The sequence below is a fragment of the Pseudoduganella sp. jia 12 genome (genome assembly GCF_055502675.1).
Window position 1 is genome coordinate 725,083 of the sequence record NZ_JBUXKP010000002.1, and the last position, 19,612, is coordinate 744,694.

Below are 19,612 nucleotides of genomic sequence, written 5' to 3' on the forward strand. Positions count from 1 at the left end.
TGGTGCAGTGCAGGTTATCGGGCTCGCTGTTGCTTCAAGCCCGGCTGTGGCTTCAGACCCTGTTGATCAGGAAATTCGTCAGCAGCGGCACCGGCCGGCCCGTCGCACCCTTGGCGGCACCGGATTTCCAGGCGGTGCCTGCGATGTCCACGTGGGCCCACGGATACTTGCGGGTGAAGTTCTCCAGGAAGGCGGCGGCGGTGCACGAAGCGCCGCCCGGCGAGCCGATGTTGGCCAGGTCGGCGAAGTTCGACTTCAGCTGGTCGTTGTACTGCTCGCCGATCGGCAGGCGCCACACGGTGTCGCCCGTGGCACGGCCGGCCGCGGCGATTTCCTCGGCCAGCGCATTGTGTTCGTCGTCGTCGCGCGTGAACAGGCCGCTGTGGTGGTGGCCCAGGGCCACGATGCAGGCACCGGTCAGCGTGGCCACGTCGATCACGGCGGCCGGGTTGAAGCGCTCGGCATAGGTCAGCGCATCGCACAGGATCAGGCGGCCTTCGGCGTCCGTGTTCAGCACTTCGATCGTCAGGCCGTTCATCGACGTGACGATGTCGCCCGGCTTCGTGGCGCGGCCGGAAGGCATGTTCTCGCAGGCCGGCACGATGCCGATCACGTTCAGCTTCAGGTTCATCTCGCCGATCGCGCGGAACGTGCCCAGCACCGAAGCGGCGCCACCCATGTCGTATTTCATCTCGTCCATGCCGGGGCCCGGCTTGATCGAGATGCCGCCCGTGTCGAACGTGATGCCCTTGCCGACCAGCACCACCGGCGCATCCTTGGGCTTGCCGCCCATGTGCTTCATGACGATGAACTTCGGCGGCTGCTCGCTGCCGTTCGTCACGGACAGGAAGCTGCCCATCTTCAGTGCCTCGAGCTGCTTGCGCTCCAGGACCTCCACGTTGAACTTGTATTCCTTGCCCAGGCTCTTCGCCGTCTCGGCCAGGTAGGTCGGCGTGCAGACGTTGGCCGACAGGTTGGCCAGGTCTTTCGTCAGCTGCATGCCGTTCGCCACGGCGATCGCCTGCGCCAGCGCCAGCTTGGTACCTGCGCTGTTCGGCAGGGCCAGTGCGATCTTCTTCACGCCGGCGGGAGCCGGGTCCTTCTTCGACTTCTGCGTGTCGGTGCGATAGATGCTGTCGCGCGCGGCAACCACCACGGCGCGGATCGCCCAGTTCACGTCGCGCTCTTTCAGTTCGGCCAGCGGCAGTGCGATAATGGCGTCCGCCGCGCCCAGCGTGGCAAACACCTTCAGCGCGGCCTGCACGCCGCTCGTGAAGGCTTTTTCGGTCACGCCGTCCGCATTGCCCAGGCCAACCAGCAGCACGCGCTCGGCCGTCACGCCGGCCAGGCCGCGCAGCAGCAGCGTGGAGCCGGGCTTGCCGGTGATGTCGCCGGACTTCAGCGCCTGGGTGATGTGCCCGGCGGTGTCGAGTGCCTGGGCGGCCTGCGAAAGCTTCCTGTTTTCGAATACGCCCACTGCGACACAGCCGGTCTTGGCCGACGCGATGGTGTTCTTGGTGTCGAATGCTTTTATGCTAAAGTCCATTTTTGTTCTCCGTAGGTGCGCGTTTGTTTGTCCGTTCGTCTCGTGGACGAACGCCAAGGCGCGGTAGCTTAACCCAGTTACGTGATCCGGCGGCATGAGCCGGCTGCATCAGCCGCACATTGGCTGCCCGAACGAGCCGCCGAATGAGCCGGTCACATAACCTCACTTATCGAATTATAAGCTTCGAATGATTTTTCAACGCGCCCTCAGGCGTGAGCTGCTCAGCTCCGCCGGGGCTACCTTCACGGTGCTGTTCACCATCATCCTCACGTGGACCCTGATCAGGATCCTCGGCCAGGCCGCCGGCGGCAAGGTCGCATCGTCCGACGTCATCGCGCTGATCGCGTTCACGTCGCTGAACTACCTGCCACTGATCCTGGCGCTGACGAGCTTCATCGCCGTGCTGCTGGTGGTCACGCGTACCTACCGCGATTCCGAAATGGTGGTGTGGTTCGCTTCCGGCCAGAGCCTCACGGCGTGGATCCGGCCCGTGCTCACATTCGGTGCCCCGATCATCGTCGTCACCGCGGTGCTGGCGTTCTACGCCGGCCCGTGGGCCAAGCAGCAGTATGCGGAATACGTGGAGCGCTTCGCCAAGCGCGAAGACCTGCAGAAGGTTTCGCCCGGCCAGTTCAAGGAATCGGGCTCCACCAACCGCATCTTCTTCGTCGAAGGCACCTCCGGCGAAACGTCGTCGGTGCAGAACGTCTTCGTCAACCAGATCGATGCGCGCGGCACCTCGGTCATCGTGGCCAAGGAAGGCGTGATCGAGACGGGCGATAACGGCCAGCGCTATCTGGTGCTGAAGAATGGCCGCCGCTACCAGGGCGAGCCTGGCCAGGCCGACTTCCAGACGATGGAATTCGACAGCTACAAGATGCGCGTGGCGCAGCAGGCTACCAAGCTCGAAACGATCCAGAAGATGAATGCGGTGCCGACGACGACGCTGGTCAAGATCCCGACCAACCAGGCCCGGGCCGAACTGTTGTGGCGCATATCCGCGCCGATCACCTGCCTGGTGCTGATGCTGCTCGCGATTCCGCTCGGCTTCGTCAATCCCCGTGCCGGCAGTTCGACGAACCTGATCATCGCGATCCTGATCTTCTTCACGTATTACAACCTGACCGAATTGTTCAGGAAGGGCGTCGAGCAGGGCAGGTTCACCTTCATGATGGGCTGGTGGCCACTGCACGTGGCGGCGCTGCTGACGGTGGTGATGCTGTTCCTGTGGCGCCTGAACGTGAACAGCCGCTGGCATCCACGGGCATTGCTCTCGGCACGCAAGCGCGGCAAGGGGGCGCCATGAGTGTCCTGCAACGCTACTTCGCCGTCTCCATCACGAAGGCCGTCGTGATGGTGCTGCTGGCATTCCTGGGCCTCACCGCCTTCATGGACCTGACCAACGAACTGTCGTCCGTGGGCCGCAATGGCTACTCACTGAAGGATGCGCTGCTGTATGTGATGGTGATGATCCCGCAGCACGTGTACGAAGTGATGCCGGTCGCCGCCCTGATCGGCACGATCTACACGATGGCGCAGTTCGCATCGTCGTCCGAGTTCACGATCATGCGCGCCGCCGGCATGTCGACGCGCATGGCGGGCTGGATGCTGTTCAAGACCGGCATCCTCTTCGTCGTCATCACCTTCATCTTCGGCGAGCTGATTGCCCCGCGCACGGCGCTGATGGCCGAGCGCCTGCACCTGACGGGCCGCGGCACCACGGTGTCGTCGGAATTTCGTTCCGGCCTGTGGACGAAGGACATCGTCAAGAGCGAAGGCCTGACCGGCACCGTGCAGGGGTCGCGCTTCTTCAACGTGCGCCAGGTCCGCCCGGACAGCAGCCTGGTGGACGTGAAGCTCTATGAATTCGACAACAGTTATCGGCTGCGCACGCTGACGGTGGCGAAAAGCGGCACCTACCAGGGCAACAACGTGTGGCGCCTGCAGGACGTGACGGAAAACCACTTCACGAATCCCGCATTGCTGAAGGGCGAAGCCACGTCGCAAAACAATTTCGCGCAGGAGACCAGCGCGATCGAAACCAGAAAGCATGCGAGCAAGGATCTCGTTTCCGAGATCACGCCGAAGATCCTTTCCGTGGCCGCTTCCGATCCGGAGCGTATGTCTGCCAATGAACTGGCCGTGTACACCCGGCACCTGCAGGAAAACCGCCAGCAGACGGAGCGCTTCAAGATCGCGTTCTGGAAAAAACTGATCGATCCGCTGGCGATCTTCGTGCTGATGGCGCTGGCGCTGCCGTTCGGCTACCTGCACACGCGCAGCGGTGGCGTGAGCCTGAAGATCTTCATGGGCATCATGATCGGTGTGAGCTTCCTGCTCGTGAACACGCTGTTCTCGCATGTGGGCGCGTTGTCCACGCTGCCGGCGTACGTGGTCGCGGTGATGCCGAGCCTGATCTTCCTGGCCCTCGCTGTGGGGGCACTTTACTGGGTGGAACGACACTAGATATGACAAAACGCGCATTGATCCTGTTTGCCCACGGCGCCCGAGCCGCCAGCTGGGCTGCGCCATTCGAGCGGCTGCGCGACCTGGTGGCCGCGCGCCAGCCCGATGCCGATGTGTCGCTGGCCTTCCTGGAGCTGATGTCGCCGCGCTTGCCCGAACGGGCCACTGAACTGGTGGCGCAAGGCATCACCGACCTGACCGTGGTGCCGGTATTCCTGGGGCAGGGAGGCCACGTGCTGCGTGACCTGCCGGTGATGATCGAGCAGTTGCGCACCGAGCATCCGCAACTGGCGGTAAGCGTCGCCGAGGCAGCTGGCGAGAATCCCGCCGTGTTGCAGGCGATTGCCGACTACTGTGTCGGCGCGCTGGCCGATGACCGTTGATATCGGCCCTTTTGCGATTGCCCAGACGGTCGTCGCCAAGGGCGACATTGACGCAAACGTCGCGCGCCACGTCGCGCTCGCGCAAGCCGCGGCGGACGATGGCGCGCGCCTCGTGCTGTTCCCCGAACTGTCGTTGACGGGCTACGAGCCGGCGTTGGCCGCAACGCTTGCACTGGCTGCCGGCGATGCGCAATTGGCGCCGCTGCGCGAAGCAGCCGTGCGGCATGGCATCGTGCTCGTTACCGGGGCACCGTTGACGACGGCCGGCCTGCCGCGCATTGCCGCGCTGTCCTTCCTGCCGGATGGCACCGTGAAGGTGTACACGAAGCAGCACCTGCATCCGGGCGAGGACGCGGCCTTTGAGGCAGGCGATGGCGGCACGGGCTTGCAACTGGATGGCGCACACGTGGCGCTGGCCGTCTGCGCCGAGATCGCGCATGCGGGACACCCGGCCGCGGCGGCGCGTGGCGGCGCGCATCTGTATGCGGCCAGTGTGCTGGTATCGGAAAACGGGTATGAACACGATGCCGGCCTGCTGCGCGGTCATGCCAGGGAACACCGGATGCCGGTGGCGATGGCGAACCATGGCGGCCCGACCGGCGGCTGGCAATGCGCCGGGCGCAGCGCCTTGTGGGATGAGAACGGGAATATCGTGATCGCCGCGGCCGGCGCCGGCGAATGCCTGCTGCTGGCGCGGCGCCATCGCGGCGAGTGGCATGCAAGGGCCATCGACCTGGCCCGTTGACATGATTGCCGTGGGCCGGCGGCGACGCCCGGTGCATGGCAGCGAGGTGGCCGAGCGCGACTGGCTCGATCAGCTGATCAGCTCCTTCGGGCGTGCCGCACCCGCTTCATCAATGCTCGGTCACATTGGCCCGGGCATGCGCCACCATGGCCTTGATCGTCGCACCCGGCGTTTCGAATTCGCGCTCGACCGCATCGCGCAGCGCATCGGATTTCAACTCGTCCAGCGCCGCCCGCGACACCTGTTCGGCGAGCATGTCTTCATCCTGGCGCCGCAGCACTTCGACCACGAGGCGCACTTCCTTCGCGTAGTTCAGCACGAACGACAGCAGGGCGGGGGCGGACGACGTGCCGCCTGTCTTCACCAGTTCTTCCGTGTATGCGTTCAGGTTGGCGGCCAGCGCCTGCACGCGCGCGGCCGGGTCGCCCAGGTAACGCCGCGCCAGCATGAAATCCTCGGCGGCCACGAGGGCCGGCAGCGCGAAATCGGCACACTGCGCCGCCAGTTCGGGCGACTGGATATCGAGGCGCACGAACAGGTCCTGCGTGGCCCGCTCTTCGCCCAGTGCGCTGTTGATGGCGACGATGTCGCGGAACAGGTCGCGCGATTCGCCGCCGGTCAGCATGCGGGCCGTATCGCGGTCGCGCAGGCCCTGTAGCGCGCGGCGCGCCAGCGGAAACTGCTCGGCAAGGTAGATCCAGTCGCGCAGCGCGAAGGACAGGCGCACGCCGGCCAGGCCCGGCTCGACGGCCAGCGCATTCTCGTGGAACCACAGGTGGTCGCGCAGCGCGTCCTCGTACCGGCCCTCCAGCCGCGCTGCGCGCGCCCGCTCCAGTACGTCGTGTGCCTGTCCCATGCTGCCTCCCGATCTGTGCAAAAGGCGGTATTCTAGCAGTGCGGTGCGCAGCCCAGTACAAGCGGCATGCAAGCCGCTTGCAAGCCGAACTTGCGCTAGACGCGCTTCTTGCTCTTGAGCCAGAGCGGCAGCAGCCACCAGACCGAGCTGACGATGATGCCGATCGCGGCGGCCACGCCCAGGCCGATCCGGTGGCCGAATACTTCGGAGACCACGAGATTGGTGCCCAGAACGAGGGCGATGCCGAGGGCGACCGAGCCGGCCACGATCTGCCGCGTCGCATACCGCTTGAAGCGTTCGCGGTTCATCAACGGCCGCATCACGCGATGTTGCACGGCAGGGCCCGACAGCAGGATCAGGCTCGAGAGCGCAAAGAACAGCGTGGCGAGGAACACGTATTTTTCCGACTGAACGATATTCCGGAACCCGCCGTTGAACGGCAGGATGATCAGGAAGGCGGCCAGCGTTTGCGCACCGGGCAACACGATGCGCATCTCGCTCAGCATATCGGAAAAGTCGCCGTCTTCGGGCAGGTCGGCGTCGTCGGGGACATCGCCCTTGTTGGGTTGTTTGGGGTCGACTTTCATATCATGGGCTTTTTCCCATTATAAGGAGAACCCCGCGGGCAGGGCGCCCGCTACCCAGCCGTAATGTGAAAGCAGCGCGATCGCGCAGTGCGGTAGCGGTATCAGCGTGACTGCAGCGGCCGGGCTTCCATGGCCTCGCCCACCATGACCAGCACGGGGCCGTGCGGCGAGCCGAGGCCGTGCGCCAGCTTGTCCAGCGTAATGCGCTCGATGCGCTGGTCGGGGCGGCTCACGTTTTCCAGCACCAGCACCGGCGTATCGGGCCGGCGGCCCTGCTGCAGCAGGCGCTGGGCGGTGGCGATGGCTTCGCGGCCGCCCATGTACTGCACCAGCGTGTCGGTGGACGGAATGCCGGACAGGTCGTCCTGGTCCGGCGCCGTGCTCGACGTGAAGAAGGCCACGCTGCGGGCCACGCCCCGTTTCGTCAATGGTTGCTTGGCCGCCGCCGCTGCGGCGACGGCCGTGGTAATGCCGGGCACCACTTCGACCTCGATGCCTTCCGCTTCCAGCGCCGTCAATTCCTCGTCGGCGCGGCCGAACAGCATCGGGTCGCCACCCTTCAGGCGCACCACGCGTGCATACTTGCGTGCGCTCTCGATCAGTTGCTGGTTGATGAATTCCTGTGCCGCCGAACGCTGGCCGGCGCGCTTGCCGACCGACACCAGGTCGGCCTGCGGGCACAGCGCCAGCATTTCCGGGGTAACCAGCGCGTCGTACAGCACCACTTCGGCTTCGGCCAGCAGCCGGGCACCGCGCACCGTGATCAGGTCCGCGGCGCCGGGACCGGCGCCCACCAAATAAACTTTTCCGACTGCTGGCAAACCGGACTCCCGTGCTGGCTGGTGAAGGTGAGGATCTTTTATAGGCTGCTTGCTCGCCGTGGCGCGCGAATCAAGGCTGATCCTGAAGCCGGATCATGCCCGCCGCCACGGTCTGGTGCGTGACTTCATCGATCAGGATGAAGGCGCCCGTCGCGCGGATGTCGGCATAGGCATCGGCGGCCAGCGGCTGCTGCACGGTCAGGCCGATACGGGCCACGTCGTTCAGCTTCAGCGCCTCGGCATCGTGACGCTGCTGCGTGTTGATGTCAAGGATCGAGTCGATCTTTGTGATCTTCGCGGCGGTCTGCTTGGTACCGTGCTTGAGCCAGTACTTGCGGCGCAGGTCCAGTGGCTCTTCGGACAGCCAGCACACGTCGGCGTTCACCTGCTTGAGCAGCGTGGCCGGCTGGTCGGCGGATGCCAGCACGTCGCCGCGCGACACATCCACGTATTCGTTCAGCACGATCGTCACCGACTGGCCGGCGGTGGCCGTTTCCAGCGCGCCGTCGAACGTCACGATCTCCCTCACCGTGGCGGTATGGCCGGAAGGCTGCACCACCAGCTTGTCGCCGACGGACACCTTGCCGGCTTCGATGCGGCCCATGTAGCCGCGGAAGTCGTTGGCTTCGTGGCCATTGTGGCGGGCTACCAGCTGCACCGGGAAGCGGAACGGCGACGCGTGCGATTCGTCGTACACGGACAGCGATTCGAGCAGCTCGATCAGGGTCGGGCCTCCGTACCAGGCCATGCTGGCGCTCTTCTCGACCACGTTGTCGCCGGTGAGCGCCGACAGCGGGATCGCCGTGATGTCCTTCAGGCCCAGCGTCTGTGCGAATTCGGCGTAGGCCTTGACGATGCGGTCGTACACTTCCTGGTCGTAGTTCACCAGGTCCATCTTGTTGACGGCCACCACCACGTGCTCGATCTGCAGCAGGTGCGCGATCGTCGAGTGGCGCTTGGTCTGAATCAGCAAATCCACGCCGCCATCTTCGCGCAGCTTCACTTTCGATACGTCGACCAGGATGATGACGGCATCGGCGGTCGAGGCGCCCGTCACCATGTTGCGGGTGTACTGCTCGTGGCCCGGCGTGTCGGCGATGATGAACTTGCGCTTCGGCGTGGCGAAATAACGGTAGGCCACGTCGATCGTGATGCCCTGTTCGCGCTCCGCTTCCAGGCCGTCCGTCAGCAGCGACAGGTCGATCGTGTCGCCCACGGTGCGCTTGTGCTTGGCGCGCGAAACGGCGGCCAGCTGGTCGGCGAAGATGCCCTTGCTGTCGAACAGCAGGCGGCCGATCAGGGTGCTCTTGCCATCGTCGACGGAACCGGCGGTGATGAAGCGCAGCAGGGACGATGCAGCGTCCGGCGATTGGCTAATTTGTTCTTTGGTCATGGCGTTCATCAGAAGTATCCGGCTTTCTTGCGTTTTTCCATCGAGGCTTCGGAGGTCTGGTCGTCCATCCGCGTCGCGCCCCGTTCAGTGACCTGCGTGACGGCCGTCTCGGCGATGATCGCATCGACATCGGCCGCATCGGACGACACGGGGCAGGTGCACGAGATGTCGCCCACGGTGCGGAAGCGCACCACCTGCGTTTCCACCGTTTCGCCTTCGCGCGGCGGCGTGATGTCCGTCAGCGGCACCAGCAGGCCGTTGCGTGGAATGACCTGGCGTTCGTGCGCGAAGTAGATCGATGGCAGGGTCAGCTTTTCGCGGGCGATGTACTGCCACACGTCCAGCTCCGTCCAGTTCGAGATCGGGAACACGCGCATGTTCTCGCCCGGGTGCACGCGGGTGTTATACAGGTCCCACAGTTCCGGGCGCTGCGCCTTCGGATCCCACTGGCCGAATTCGTCGCGGAACGAGAAGATGCGTTCCTTGGCACGGGCCTTTTCCTCGTCGCGGCGAGCGCCGCCGATGCAGGCGTCGAAGCCGTGTTCGGCGATCGTTTCCAGCAGCGTGACGGCTTGCGCGGCATTGCGCGAATCCGTTGCCGGGTTACGCAGGCGCACGGTGCCTTTGCGGATCGATTCTTCGACGGAGCCCACGATCAGGCGTTCGCCCAGTTCGGCCACGCGGCGGTCGCGGAACTCGATTACTTCCGGGAAGTTGTGGCCGGTATCCACGTGCACCAGCGGGAACGGGAATTTACCCGGGCGGAAAGCCTTTTCGGCCAGGCGCAGCAGGACAACCGAATCTTTGCCGCCGGAGAACAGCAGCGCGGGATTGGCGCATTCCGCGGCCACTTCGCGCAGGATGTGGATCGCTTCCGATTCGAGGGCGTCCAGGTGACGCGAGTTCACGTCCTCCAGCCCGGTGATCTGATTTTCTGCCAGTGCGTTCATTTGTTTTCTCTTGTTGTGGCCAGCGTATGTTTATGCCGCCACGGATTTGATTCGAATGAGCTTGCCGTCGACGACGTGCAGCCCGCATTCCTTCGATTCGGGGTTTTCCCACCACCAGCGGCCCGCACGGACATCCTCGCCCGGCTGGACCGCGCGGGTGCACGGTTCGCAGCCGATCGACGGGAAACCCTGGTCGTGCAGCGCATTGGTCGGCACGTCGTTGGCGCGCAGGTATTCCCACACGTCTTCCTCGGACCAGTCGGCCAGCGGATTGAACTTGTCCATCAGGTGGCCGGGATCGTCCTCGTGCACCTGCAGCGAGCCCCGGGTGTTCGACTGCGCGCGGCGCTGGCCCGTGATCCAGGCCTTGTTGCCGGCCAGCGCCCGGCCGAGCGGCTCGACCTTGCGGATGCGGCAGCATTCCTTGCGCATGTCCACGCTGTCATAGAAAGCATTCAGGCCGTTCTGCGCCACGTACTGTTCCACCGCTTCCGGCTGCGGGCGGTACAGCGCGATGTCGTAGCCGTAGTGGTCCTTCACGCGGTCCAGCATTGCCAGCGTTTCCTTGTGCAGGCGGCCCGTTTCCAGCGAGAAGATGCCGATCGGCAGCTTCGCTTTCAAAATCAGGTCCGTCAGCACCATGTCCTCGGCGGCGAGGCTGGATGCGAACACGGCTGGCGTGTACTCGCGTGCGATCAGTTCCAGGGTCTGCCTGGTGGACGCGACGAGAGAATCGAGCTTGCTCATGTGGTTTCCTTTGACCGGCTCAGATGCCCGCGCCGACGTCGTTGTGCTCGCGTGCGCCGGCCGTGCGGGGATGGCGGCGGAACAGCGGCAACTTGTCGTCCACCGAGGCCTGGTAGGTTTCGGAAAACACGGTCAGGCCTTTCAGCGCATCCTCGATGCTGCGGTCCGGGCGCGGCGCATACGCATCGAAGCCGGTGCGCTTCATCTGGAACAGCTGGTCGCGCAGCACGTCGCCGATCGCGCGCAGCTCGCCGGTATAGCCGAGGCGCATGCGCAGGTTGTAGGCGATCGAGTAGCCGCGGCCATCGGTGAACTTCGGGAAGTTCACGGCGATCACGCTGAACTTGTCCAGCTCGCCCTTCAGTTCCTCGGGGCGTTCGTCGGACTGCAGCCACACGCCGATGTCAGGGCGGGCGGCCAGCGTTTCCTTCTGCGCCTGCCACACCGTCAAAGGCACGATGACCTTGCCGGCGGCCACTTCCACGGTGGCCGGCTCCTGGCCTTCTTCGAGGCGCAGTACGGTCCAGTCGTCCGTGACGATCTCTTGACCCTTGATGATTTTTTGATCAGGCATATTCGTCTTCTCCTACCAGGCGGCCCGGTTCGTTGATGGGCGTTGCATAAACATGTTCCTTGAACGGGGCGATGCCCAGGCGCTGCACGGTGTCGACGAATTTCTCGTCCGGCGTGCGTTCGCGCAGGTAAACCTGCAGCAGGCGGTCGATCACTTCCGGCATCTGGTGCGCGGAGAACGACGGGCCGATGATCTTGCCGATCGCGGTCGCGTTGCCCTGCGCACCGCCGATCGACACCTGATACCATTCGCTGCCATCCTTGTCGACGCCCAGCACGCCGATATTGCCCACGTGGTGGTGGCCGCAGGCGTTGATGCAGCCGCTGATGTTCAGTTCGATGTCGCCGATGTCGTGCAGGAAATCGAGGTGGTCGAAGCGTTCCGCGATGGCGGCCGAGATCGGGATCGATTTCGCGTTGGCCAGCGAGCAGAAGTCGCCGCCCGGGCAGCAGATGATGTCCGTCAGCAGGCCGATGTTCGGCGTGGCCAGGCCATGCGCCTTGATTTCCTTCCACAGGTCGAACAGCTGCGATTGCTTCACGTCCGCCAGCACGATGTTCTGCTCGTGCGTCACGCGCAGTTCGCCGAAGCTGTAGCGGTCGGCCAGGTCGGCCATGAAGTCCATCTGTTCCGCGGTGGCGTCGCCCGGCGGCACGCCGGTTTTCTTCAGCGACAGGATCACGGCGGCATAGCCAGCCTGCTTGTGCGGCTTGACGTTGCGGTTCAGCCAGTTGGCAAAGGCTTTATTGTCTTCGTGGCCGGCACGCGGATCGATCGCTTCCAGCTGCTCGTAGGGGTGCGGCTGGAAGTAGGCGATCACGCGCTCCATTTCTTCGAGCGTCAGCGTTTCCTCGGTGCCTTTCAGGTCAGTCCATTCCTCTTCGACCTGGCGCGTGAATTCCTCGGCGCCGATCGCCTTCAGCAGGATCTTGATGCGCGCCTTGTACTTGTTGTCGCGGCGGCCGTACTGGTTATACACGCGCATGATCGCTTCCGTGTACGTCAGCAGGTGTTCGCGCGGCAGGAACTCGCGGATCGTGGTGCCGATGATCGGGGTGCGGCCCATGCCGCCGCCGACCATCACCTTGAAGCCGATCTCGCCGGCTTCGTTCTTCACCACGGTCAGGCCGATGTCGTGGATCGCGATCGCGGCGCGGTCTTCCACGGCACCATTGATCGCCACCTTGAACTTGCGGGGCAGGGCGATGAACTCGGGGTGGAACGTGGACCACTGGCGCAGCACTTCTGCATACGGGCGCGGATCGATGATCTCGTCGGCGGCCACGCCGGCGAATTCGTCCGAGGTCACGTTGCGGATGCAGTTGCCCGACGTCTGGATCGCGTGCATCTCGACGGAGGCGAGGTCGGCCAGGATATCCGGGGTCTGTTCCAGCTCGATCCAGTTGAACTGGATGTTCTGGCGCGTGGTGAAGTGGCCATAGCCGCGGTCGTACTTGCGGGCGATATGGGCAAACATGCGCATCTGCGCGGACGACAGCAGGCCGTAGGGCACGGCGATCCGCAGCATGTACGCATGACGCTGCATGTACAGGCCGTTCTGCAGGCGCAGCGGCAGGAATTCTTCTTCGGCCAGCTCACCGGACAGCCGGCGCTGCACCTGGTCGCGGTACTGCGCGATGCGTTCTCGCACGATGAGATGGTCGTATTGATCGTATTGGTACATAGCGTTCCTATAATCGCAAAGCATGGAGCTTACCGGCGGGCTCGCCGACGGGCTCTCCCGACAGGTTGTCCCCAAGATAGGCGTTATCGTAATAAACTCACGCTTTATTCCAAACTACTTAGTCTTTATTTGCTTATATGCGTAGGGGGTATAAGCTTCAGCGTAAAATAGCGGACTTACCGCCGGGAACTACATGAATCTTCATCAACTTCGCTTCGTACGGGAAGCCGTCCGCCAGAACTACAACCTGACCGATGCCGCCAAGGCGCTGTTTACGTCGCAGCCCGGCGTTTCCAAGGCCATCATCGAGCTCGAAGAAGAGTTGGGCGTGGATATCTTCACCCGCCACGGCAAACGGATTCGCGGGTTGACCGAACCCGGCCGCCTGGTGCTGCAGTCGGTCGAGCTGATCATGCAGGAAATCGACAGCCTGAAGCGGATCGGCAAGGAATATGCGGCACAGGACAGTGGCAGCTTCACGATCGCCACCACGCACACGCAGGCCCGCTACACGCTGCCGAAGGTGGTGCAGGCATTCATGCTGAAGTTCCCCAAGGTGCGCCTGTCTTTATTGCAGGGAAATCCTCGCCAGATCGCCGAGATGGTGCAACGGGACCAGGCCGACCTGGCGATCGCCACCGAATCGATTGCCGGCGTGGATGGCCTGATCACGTTGCCTTGCTATCAATGGGAGCACGTGCTCGTGGTGCCGCCCGAGCATCCGTTGCTCAAGGGTAAATCCGTCACGCTGGAAGACATTGCCTCGTATCCGGTCATCACCTACGATGGCGCATTTGCCGGCCGCAGCAAGATCGACCATGCATTCTCGCTGCGCGGCCTGAAGCCGGACGTGCTGCTCGAAGCGATCGATGCCGACGTCATCAAGACCTACGTGGAACTTGGCATGGGGATCGGCATCATTGCCGGCATGGCCTTCGACGCCGAGCGGGATCGCAGCCTGCGCGCCATCTCGGTCGGTCACCTGTTCGGCATGAACGTGTCGCGGGTGGCGGTGAAGCAGGGCGCTTACTTGCGCTCCTATATTTATACGTTCATCGAATTATTGGCCCCCACGCTGAACCGCAAACTCGTCGAGCAGGCGATGCGGGGCGAGCACGAAAACTACGAATTATGAATCAAGTCACACTGAAACAGTTTTACGCGCTGAACGCGGCCGCCATCGAAGATGCCTACGACAAGCCGGAGCGGCAGGCCGACCTGGCTGCGATGCGCGGCAAGGTAGCCGAGCTGCTGCGCGGGCACAAGGTACTCGAACTGGCTTGCGGCACCGGCTACTGGACACGCGTGATCGCGCCGGCCGCTGCCTCGGTGCATGCGACGGACGTCAACGAGGAAGTGCTGGCCCTGGCGCGCTCGCGCCAGCAGGCGGACAACGTGACATTCGCGCAGGCCGATGCCTGGGACCTGCCGCTGTCGCCAGGCCAGTACACGGCCGTGTTCGCCGGTTTCTGGTGGTCGCACGTGAAGCGGGAAGAGCAGGAGCGTTTCCTCGCGCAGCTGCGTGCAAAGCTGGGCAAGGACGTGCTGCTGGTGCTGCTCGATAGCGTCTATGTCGATGGTAGCAGCACGGTCATCGCACGCACCGATCTGGAAGGAAACACTTACCAGTTCCGCCTCCTGGCATCCGGCGAGCGGCTGGAAGTCATCAAGAACTTCCCGACCGACAGCTTCCTGCGCAAGAAACTGGCGACGGCCACGAAGGACATCCGTATCCACCGGCTGGCGCATTACTGGCTGCTGACAGCCCGGCTGAAATAAAGGCAATGCCTGTTTCGTTTTGGTAACAAGTTGGCGATGTCATATTGTTGAAGTATTTGGAAGGCATCATACGCCGCGTCAGATCCACAGCGGTCTCACAGCCGACCAACTTCAACAAGAGAACATCAAAGTGAAAAAACTTACCCTGGCCGCACTTATCGCCGGCAGCTTCGCCGCCACCGCATCCGCCCAGTCCAACGTGACCATCTACGGTATCGTCGATGCAGGTATCGTTCGCGAGACCGGTGGTGCGAATGGCGATGTCACCAAGGTGACGAGCGGTATTGGCAGCCAGTCGCGCATTGGCTTCCGCGGTACCGAAGACCTGGGCAACGGTCTGTCGGCGATCTTCACGCTGGAATCGGGCTACAAGCTGGACGATGGCACGGTCGACAGCTCGGGCACGCTGTTCAATCGCCAGGCCTTCGTGGGCCTGTCCAGCAAGACGCTGGGTACGCTGACGCTGGGCCGTCAGTACAACCCGCTGTATAACGCACTGTCGAAAGTCGCCGATCCGTTCGGCGCAGGCTATGCCGGCAGCGCCAAGAACCTGTTCCCGGCCGGTGGCGTGAACACCCGCGTGTCGAACGCAATCGTGTACACGACGCCGAAATGGTCCGGCTTCTCGATCGAAGGCATGTACGCGCTGGGCGAGCAGTCCGGCGACAGCGAAGCAGGCCGTCTGTTCTCGATCGGCTTCAACTACTCGCAAGGTCCGCTGAACGCCAGCCTGGTGTACAACAACCGCAATAACGACGTGGCCGCCTCGGGTACCACGCCGGCCGCCGACCGTGAAAACGGCAAGAACACGCTGCTGGCCGTGAACTATGACTTCAAGGTCGTCAAGGTATTCGCCGCCTTCGAGCGCGACAAGGGCCTGAACAGCTCGCCGATCCCGGTCGCCAATGCCTTCGGCTACGCCGTGGCGCCGCGCGCTTCGCTCGAAGCGGACGATGCGCTGCTGGGCGTGCAGGTGCCGGTCGGTTCCGGCCGGATCATGGCTTCGTGGATGAACAAGAACGACAAGACCGCCAACAACCAGGATGCGCGCCAGTGGGCCGTTGGCTACTCGCACGACCTGTCGAAGCGCACCAGCGCCTACGTTGCTTACGCGAAGATCGACAACAAGAACGGCGCAGGCTATACCGTGGGTAACAACAACGAGGCAGGCAGCGGCGACACCGGCTTCAACCTGGGTATCCGTCACACTTTCTGACGTCCTGATCCTTGGAGTACGGCAAGACGCCCGGTACGAACCGGGCGTTTTTTTTGTGGCGAGCGATCCGGGAGAAAGCCGCGGGCGTTCCGGCACGCGGGTAAATCATCGGCAGGCTTGTGCACCGGCTTCCTCCGGCATGGGGAGATGGATCGCAATCCTGGTGCCGCGATGGCTGCCGGTGATCGAGATATCGCCGCGGATCGCCCACACGCGTTCGTGCATGCCGAGCAGGCCGAATGACGACGGTTTTTCCATGTCCGTCTGGGCAATGCCACGGCCGTCGTCCTCGATGATCAGGAATAGCGTGTTGCACTGCCGACGCAAGGCGATGCGCACGTGGCCGGCCTGCGCATGCCGCGCGATATTCGTGAGCGACTCCTGCACGATACGGAAGATCGCGGTGCTGTAGCGGTCGTTCAGCATCAGTTCGTCTTCACGGGCGACGAGTTCGCAGGCCACACCTTGGCGTTCCTCGAATTCGTGCCGCAGCGATTGCAGCGCGAAATACAAGCCACCTTCATCGAGCGCATGCGGGCGCAGGTTGCTGGCGATGCGCCGGAGCGACGTGATCGCCGACAGCAGCCGCCCGTCCATGCCGGCGAGCAGGTCACGCGTCGCCTGGTCGCTGACCGGTCGCTGCATCAGCAAGCTCATGTCCACGCGCAGCGTGGCCAGCAACTGGCCCAGGTCGTCGTGCAGCTCGCGCGCGATATGGGTGCGTTCCTCTTCCCGGATATTCTCCAGCGCATAGTCGGTGGCGCGGCGCCCGGCCATCCGGGCGCGTGCGTCGGCCATCCGGGCGCGTGCGTCGGCCTCGCGCTGCGCGGCGAACGTGGCAGGCCTCGCATCGAGCCGCCAGGCAAGACGCACGGCGATAAGCAGCGCCGCCATCAGCAATGGTCGTGACATGGACATCTGATCTCCCTTCGGCTGAAAGCGGGCAGCCGCTTGAAAACCCTAATACAGCCGGGTTCGGGACGATTGATGTAGCGCAGTTGCGCAGATGAAATTACATTTGCTTGAACAGGTGCAGGAAGCTGCGGCTTACTTCCAGCTTCTCGGGCCGTCCCTTGATCATTACCAGGTGGCGGCCGCGGATATCGCGCGTCACGCCTTCGATCGCGTTCACATTCACCAGGGTGGCGCGGTGGATTTGCCAGAACAGCGCAGGGTCCAGTTCATCGGCCAGGTCGCGCACGGGTTTGCGGATCAGGGCTTCGAACTTGTCGGTCTGCACGCAGGTGTATTTTTCGTCGGAACGGAAAAACAGGATTTCCTCGACGGGAATCATGCGCAAATCCTGGCCGATACTGGCTTGTATCCACTGCAGGAACTTGGGTTTTGGCGCGGTGATTTTTTCGGCAAGCTGCGACAGCATCGCTGTCACGCTGGCGTTGACGTCCCCAGCCGGCTTGTTCAGCCGGTCTCTCAGGCGGTCGGCCGTGATTTTCAGCCGCTCCGGCTCGGGCGGCTTGAGCACGTAATCGACGGCGCCGCGCTCGAACGCTTCCACCGCGTAGGCATCGTAGGCGGTCACGAATACGACATGGCTCTTGTTGCCGATGGCGGCGGCTGCTTCCATGCCTGTCTTGCCAGGCATCCGGATGTCGAGGAAGGTGAAGTCAGGCTTCAGTTCGTCGACGAGTTCGATTGCTTCGTCGCCGTTCTTCGCCTCGCCCACGATCTCCAGATCCGGCCACACCTGGCCAAGGCGCATGCGCAGCTGGTCGCGCATCAAACGTTCATCGTCGGCTAAAATCGCGGTAGGCATGATTCGCAGGAGTGAGGGCAGGGGTGTCAATTATTCAATGAATCGGTGCCCCATGCAATGCCTTCATTGATCCAGCTTTATTGAGCCGCACCTTTGCGGGCCACATCCGACAACTGGTAGGGCACTTCGATTGTCGCGATCACGCCGCTCGGCCGGTTCGGCTCGATGCGCAGCTGGCCCGCATCGCCGTGCAACAGTTTGAGCCGCTCGCGAATCGTCATCAAGCCCAGGCCCGTGCCGTCGCTGGGCTTGGCGCCGAAACCGAGCCCGTCGTCGGCGACGATCACGCGCAGCTTGCTGTGCGCCACGTCGGCCCGCACCTTCAGCGTGCCGCCCTCCGCCTTGCCTTCGAGACCATGCTTGATGGCGTTTTCCACCATCGATTGCAGCATCATTGGCGGGAACGCCGCACTGCGCAAGCCGTCGGGAATGTCGAAGTCGATCGTCAGGCGTTCTTCCATGCGCATCTTCAACAACGCCAGGTAAGCCAGCACCATGTCCGCCTCGCGGCCGAGATTGGTAATCAGCGTGTTGTCGCGCATCTGGGGCAGTACCGCACGCAGATATTTGATCAGGCTGCGTTGCATGGCCGAGGCGCGCGGCGGATCGGTCTCGATCAGGTGTTCGACAGAGGCCAGCGTGTTGAACAGGAAGTGCGGCTCGACCTGCGCCTGCATCATCTGCATCTTGGCCTCGGAGAGCTGGCGCTGCATGGCAGCGCGCTCGGCGGCCGCATTGGCGCTCTGGGTTTCCGCTTCGGCACGCCTTTTCCCACCCATCAGCGCTTTCATGCCGAACAAGGTGAGTACCAGCAGGAAGACAAAGCTCTGGAACCACGTCGATGCCTGTTCGTGATAGCGCGATACTTTTTCCTCGGCCGCGTTGTCGACGGCTTCTTCGAGCGCATTGGACAGTTCCTCGCCGATCTGTGGCGGCAACTCGATGTGGACCTCCTCGCCGGGAAGATTGGTGACGACGGGCGCGGTCCTGGTTTTGCCCATGGGCGCAGCCGGTGCGGCGGGTGCCGCAGGCGCTGCCGGAGCCGCTGGCGCCACGGGAGGGGCATCCGGTACATCTGGCGCATCCGGCGCATCGGGTGGTGCGGGCGCATCCGGCAATTCGCTGGCATCGGGAGGCCCCACTGGCTCGGCAGGCGCCGGATTGCGCAACTTGCCGCCGCGTGGATTGAAGTGAATGCCGCTGTCATCGATGACGATGCTGGTAGCGCTGCCGTCACTGGGGCGCTTGTGTGAACGGATGGCTACGTCTTCATCCATATTCGGCGAAAACAGTTCATCCTGAAGGATCGAGGCGGCGATCAGTGCCAGCGCGGCAAACAGGAAAAACTTCCACCAGGATAATTGCGTGACCCAGGTCGCGGTCTGGTCGAAGCCTTTGTGCAGCGAGGCCAGTACGGTCTTCACGGTTTCTTGTGTTTTTGGCGTGGGGAACATCGACGGCCTTCGTTCTCTATATATATGGGAGCAAGTGTAGATAACGTTACGCAAAACTGTCCACCAGGGCGAGAGGCGTGCGACAGGCTGCGCAATCGCGGGCCTGGAATGAAAAAGGGCTGGATGGTCGGAGGTGCAAGAAAGTACTTGCGCGGCAGCAGCGGGATTGCTATAGTTCTGTCCCTCGCAGCAACGCGCTGACACGAAAGTGAAGCAAGCAAGTTGAAGCGAGGCAAAAAAGAAGCTTGATGAATCGCACGAAATACCCGATAATCTCGCTTCTCTGCTGCTGACAAACACAACGATTTGTCAACAAAGCGGCAAGGCCTTCAAGGGCAGAATTCTTTAACAATCAACAGTCGATAAGTGTGGGCGTTTGATGCGATGTGCCTCCGGATTTCGGTCCGGAATGCTCAAAATATAGCAGCAAACGCTTACACAAGTAATAACGTAATCATCTTCGGATGATTCGTCAGTTATTTGAGTGAGTGACCATGTCGGAAACGACATAAAACAGAGATTAAACTGAAGAGTTTGATCCTGGCTCAGATTGAACGCTGGCGGCATGCTTTACACATGCAAGTCGAACGGTAACAGGGAGCTTGCTCCGCTGACGAGTGGCGAACGGGTGAGTAAT

General features: G+C 63.0%; 19 protein-coding genes and 1 rRNA gene. 8 read left to right on the forward strand and 12 right to left on the reverse strand.

Translation table 11 applies throughout. The annotated features are described in order from the left end of the window. Positions 1-52: 52 nt before the first annotated feature. The gene (locus ACY65G_RS06010; protein ID WP_464996441.1) at positions 53-1,546 is read right to left on the reverse strand and encodes a leucyl aminopeptidase; all 1,494 of its coding nucleotides are present in this window, start codon (positions 1,544-1,546) and stop codon (positions 53-55) included. A 187-nt stretch (positions 1,547-1,733) separates the two neighbouring features. Between ACY65G_RS06010 and lptF the strand changes: the two genes are divergently transcribed. Genes lptF through ACY65G_RS06030 form a run of 4 tightly spaced genes read left to right on the forward strand, consistent with a single transcriptional unit; the run spans position 1,734 to position 5,140 of the window. Further along, positions 1,734-2,852, forward strand: coding sequence for an LPS export ABC transporter permease LptF (gene lptF, locus ACY65G_RS06015; RefSeq protein WP_464996442.1), 1,119 nt, complete (start codon positions 1,734-1,736; stop codon positions 2,850-2,852). Continuing rightward, positions 2,849-4,012, forward strand: coding sequence for an LPS export ABC transporter permease LptG (gene lptG, locus ACY65G_RS06020; protein ID WP_464996443.1), 1,164 nt, complete (start codon positions 2,849-2,851; stop codon positions 4,010-4,012). The genes lptF and lptG overlap by 4 nt, the downstream gene beginning before the upstream one ends. Before the next feature lie 2 nt (positions 4,013-4,014). Beyond that, complete coding sequence (locus ACY65G_RS06025) at positions 4,015-4,395, forward strand: sirohydrochlorin chelatase (RefSeq protein ID WP_464996444.1); 381 nt, start codon at positions 4,015-4,017, stop codon at positions 4,393-4,395. Next, positions 4,385-5,140, forward strand: a complete 756-nt coding sequence (locus ACY65G_RS06030) for a carbon-nitrogen hydrolase family protein (protein WP_464996445.1) — start codon at positions 4,385-4,387, stop codon at positions 5,138-5,140. Before ACY65G_RS06025 ends, ACY65G_RS06030 begins: the two co-directional genes overlap by 11 nt. 109 nt (positions 5,141-5,249) lie before the next feature. Here ACY65G_RS06030 and ACY65G_RS06035 read toward each other — a convergent pair whose 3' ends face one another. The 8 genes from ACY65G_RS06035 to ACY65G_RS06070 all read right to left on the reverse strand — a co-directional run bounded on the left by ACY65G_RS06035 (position 5,250) and on the right by ACY65G_RS06070 (position 12,752). Continuing rightward, positions 5,250-5,996, reverse strand: a complete 747-nt coding sequence (locus tag ACY65G_RS06035) for a hypothetical protein (RefSeq protein WP_464996446.1) — start codon at positions 5,994-5,996, stop codon at positions 5,250-5,252. Positions 5,997-6,091: 95 nt separating this feature from the next. Next, entirely contained in the window at positions 6,092-6,583 is a 492-nt protein-coding gene (locus tag ACY65G_RS06040) for a DUF6328 family protein (RefSeq protein ID WP_464996447.1), read from the reverse strand. A gap of 101 nt (positions 6,584-6,684) precedes the next feature. Beyond that, complete coding sequence (gene cobA, locus ACY65G_RS06045; RefSeq protein ID WP_464996448.1) at positions 6,685-7,404, reverse strand: uroporphyrinogen-III C-methyltransferase; 720 nt, start codon at positions 7,402-7,404, stop codon at positions 6,685-6,687. Between the two features lie 70 nt (positions 7,405-7,474). After that, complete coding sequence (locus tag ACY65G_RS06050) at positions 7,475-8,806, reverse strand: sulfate adenylyltransferase subunit 1 (protein ID WP_464996449.1); 1,332 nt, start codon at positions 8,804-8,806, stop codon at positions 7,475-7,477. Then, positions 8,806-9,747: a sulfate adenylyltransferase subunit CysD gene (gene cysD, locus ACY65G_RS06055; RefSeq protein WP_464996450.1), complete on the reverse strand. Its 942-nt coding sequence runs from the start codon at positions 9,745-9,747 to the stop codon at positions 8,806-8,808. Before cysD ends, ACY65G_RS06050 begins: the two co-directional genes overlap by 1 nt. Positions 9,748-9,777: 30 nt before the next feature. Then, positions 9,778-10,494, reverse strand: a complete 717-nt coding sequence (locus ACY65G_RS06060; protein WP_464996451.1) for a phosphoadenylyl-sulfate reductase — start codon at positions 10,492-10,494, stop codon at positions 9,778-9,780. 19 nt (positions 10,495-10,513) lie between these two features. Next, entirely contained in the window at positions 10,514-11,068 is a 555-nt protein-coding gene (locus tag ACY65G_RS06065; RefSeq protein ID WP_464996452.1) for a DUF934 domain-containing protein, read from the reverse strand. Continuing rightward, positions 11,061-12,752, reverse strand: coding sequence for a nitrite/sulfite reductase (locus ACY65G_RS06070; RefSeq protein ID WP_464996453.1), 1,692 nt, complete (start codon positions 12,750-12,752; stop codon positions 11,061-11,063). Before ACY65G_RS06070 ends, ACY65G_RS06065 begins: the two co-directional genes overlap by 8 nt. 193 nt (positions 12,753-12,945) lie before the next feature. On the opposite strand from ACY65G_RS06070, the gene ACY65G_RS06075 reads away from it, so the two are divergent. The 3 genes from ACY65G_RS06075 (at position 12,946) to ACY65G_RS06085 (ending at position 15,747) form a co-directional block, all read left to right on the forward strand. Beyond that, positions 12,946-13,887 carry a CysB family HTH-type transcriptional regulator gene (locus ACY65G_RS06075; RefSeq protein WP_464996454.1) on the forward strand — a complete coding sequence of 314 codons (942 nt, stop codon included), beginning with the start codon at positions 12,946-12,948 and terminating at the stop codon, positions 13,885-13,887. After that, entirely contained in the window at positions 13,884-14,531 is a 648-nt protein-coding gene (locus tag ACY65G_RS06080; protein ID WP_464996455.1) for a class I SAM-dependent methyltransferase, read from the forward strand. The genes ACY65G_RS06075 and ACY65G_RS06080 overlap by 4 nt, the downstream gene beginning before the upstream one ends. Before the next feature lie 130 nt (positions 14,532-14,661). After that, on the forward strand, positions 14,662-15,747 hold the full coding sequence (locus ACY65G_RS06085) for a porin (protein WP_464996456.1): 1,086 nt from the start codon (positions 14,662-14,664) through the stop codon (positions 15,745-15,747). Positions 15,748-15,852: 105 nt separating this feature from the next. On the opposite strand, the gene ACY65G_RS06090 is transcribed toward ACY65G_RS06085, so the two are convergent. The 3 genes from ACY65G_RS06090 to ACY65G_RS06100 all read right to left on the reverse strand — a co-directional run bounded on the left by ACY65G_RS06090 (position 15,853) and on the right by ACY65G_RS06100 (position 18,975). Further along, positions 15,853-16,659 (reverse strand): sensor histidine kinase, encoded by an 807-nt coding sequence (locus ACY65G_RS06090; RefSeq protein WP_464996457.1) that lies wholly within the window; start codon positions 16,657-16,659, stop codon positions 15,853-15,855. Between the two features lie 100 nt (positions 16,660-16,759). Next, positions 16,760-17,521 carry a LytR/AlgR family response regulator transcription factor gene (locus tag ACY65G_RS06095; RefSeq protein WP_464996458.1) on the reverse strand — a complete coding sequence of 254 codons (762 nt, stop codon included), beginning with the start codon at positions 17,519-17,521 and terminating at the stop codon, positions 16,760-16,762. A gap of 77 nt (positions 17,522-17,598) precedes the next feature. Beyond that, positions 17,599-18,975 (reverse strand): sensor histidine kinase, encoded by a 1,377-nt coding sequence (locus ACY65G_RS06100; protein ID WP_464996459.1) that lies wholly within the window; start codon positions 18,973-18,975, stop codon positions 17,599-17,601. Positions 18,976-19,497: 522 nt separating this feature from the next. Between ACY65G_RS06100 and ACY65G_RS06105 the strand changes: the two genes are divergently transcribed. Further along, positions 19,498-19,612, forward strand: a 16S ribosomal RNA gene (locus tag ACY65G_RS06105); the annotation flags it as partial.

Coding starts and splice junctions, on each gene's coding strand:
- ACY65G_RS06010 (WP_464996441.1), bottom strand. CDS start 1,546: ATGGACTTTAGCATAAAAGCATTCGACACCAAGAACACCATCGCGTCG.
- lptF (WP_464996442.1), top strand. CDS start 1,734: ATGATTTTTCAACGCGCCCTCAGGCGTGAGCTGCTCAGCTCCGCCGGG.
- lptG (WP_464996443.1), top strand. CDS start 2,849: ATGAGTGTCCTGCAACGCTACTTCGCCGTCTCCATCACGAAGGCCGTC.
- ACY65G_RS06025 (WP_464996444.1), top strand. CDS start 4,015: ATGACAAAACGCGCATTGATCCTGTTTGCCCACGGCGCCCGAGCCGCC.
- ACY65G_RS06030 (WP_464996445.1), top strand. CDS start 4,385: ATGACCGTTGATATCGGCCCTTTTGCGATTGCCCAGACGGTCGTCGCC.
- ACY65G_RS06035 (WP_464996446.1), bottom strand. CDS start 5,996: ATGGGACAGGCACACGACGTACTGGAGCGGGCGCGCGCAGCGCGGCTG.
- ACY65G_RS06040 (WP_464996447.1), bottom strand. CDS start 6,583: ATGAAAGTCGACCCCAAACAACCCAACAAGGGCGATGTCCCCGACGAC.
- ACY65G_RS06050 (WP_464996449.1), bottom strand. CDS start 8,806: ATGAACGCCATGACCAAAGAACAAATTAGCCAATCGCCGGACGCTGCA.
- cysD (WP_464996450.1), bottom strand. CDS start 9,747: ATGAACGCACTGGCAGAAAATCAGATCACCGGGCTGGAGGACGTGAAC.
- ACY65G_RS06060 (WP_464996451.1), bottom strand. CDS start 10,494: ATGAGCAAGCTCGATTCTCTCGTCGCGTCCACCAGGCAGACCCTGGAA.
- ACY65G_RS06065 (WP_464996452.1), bottom strand. CDS start 11,068: ATGCCTGATCAAAAAATCATCAAGGGTCAAGAGATCGTCACGGACGAC.
- ACY65G_RS06070 (WP_464996453.1), bottom strand. CDS start 12,752: ATGTACCAATACGATCAATACGACCATCTCATCGTGCGAGAACGCATC.
- ACY65G_RS06075 (WP_464996454.1), top strand. CDS start 12,946: ATGAATCTTCATCAACTTCGCTTCGTACGGGAAGCCGTCCGCCAGAAC.
- ACY65G_RS06080 (WP_464996455.1), top strand. CDS start 13,884: ATGAATCAAGTCACACTGAAACAGTTTTACGCGCTGAACGCGGCCGCC.
- ACY65G_RS06090 (WP_464996457.1), bottom strand. CDS start 16,659: ATGTCACGACCATTGCTGATGGCGGCGCTGCTTATCGCCGTGCGTCTT.
- ACY65G_RS06095 (WP_464996458.1), bottom strand. CDS start 17,521: ATGCCTACCGCGATTTTAGCCGACGATGAACGTTTGATGCGCGACCAG.
- ACY65G_RS06100 (WP_464996459.1), bottom strand. CDS start 18,975: ATGTTCCCCACGCCAAAAACACAAGAAACCGTGAAGACCGTACTGGCC.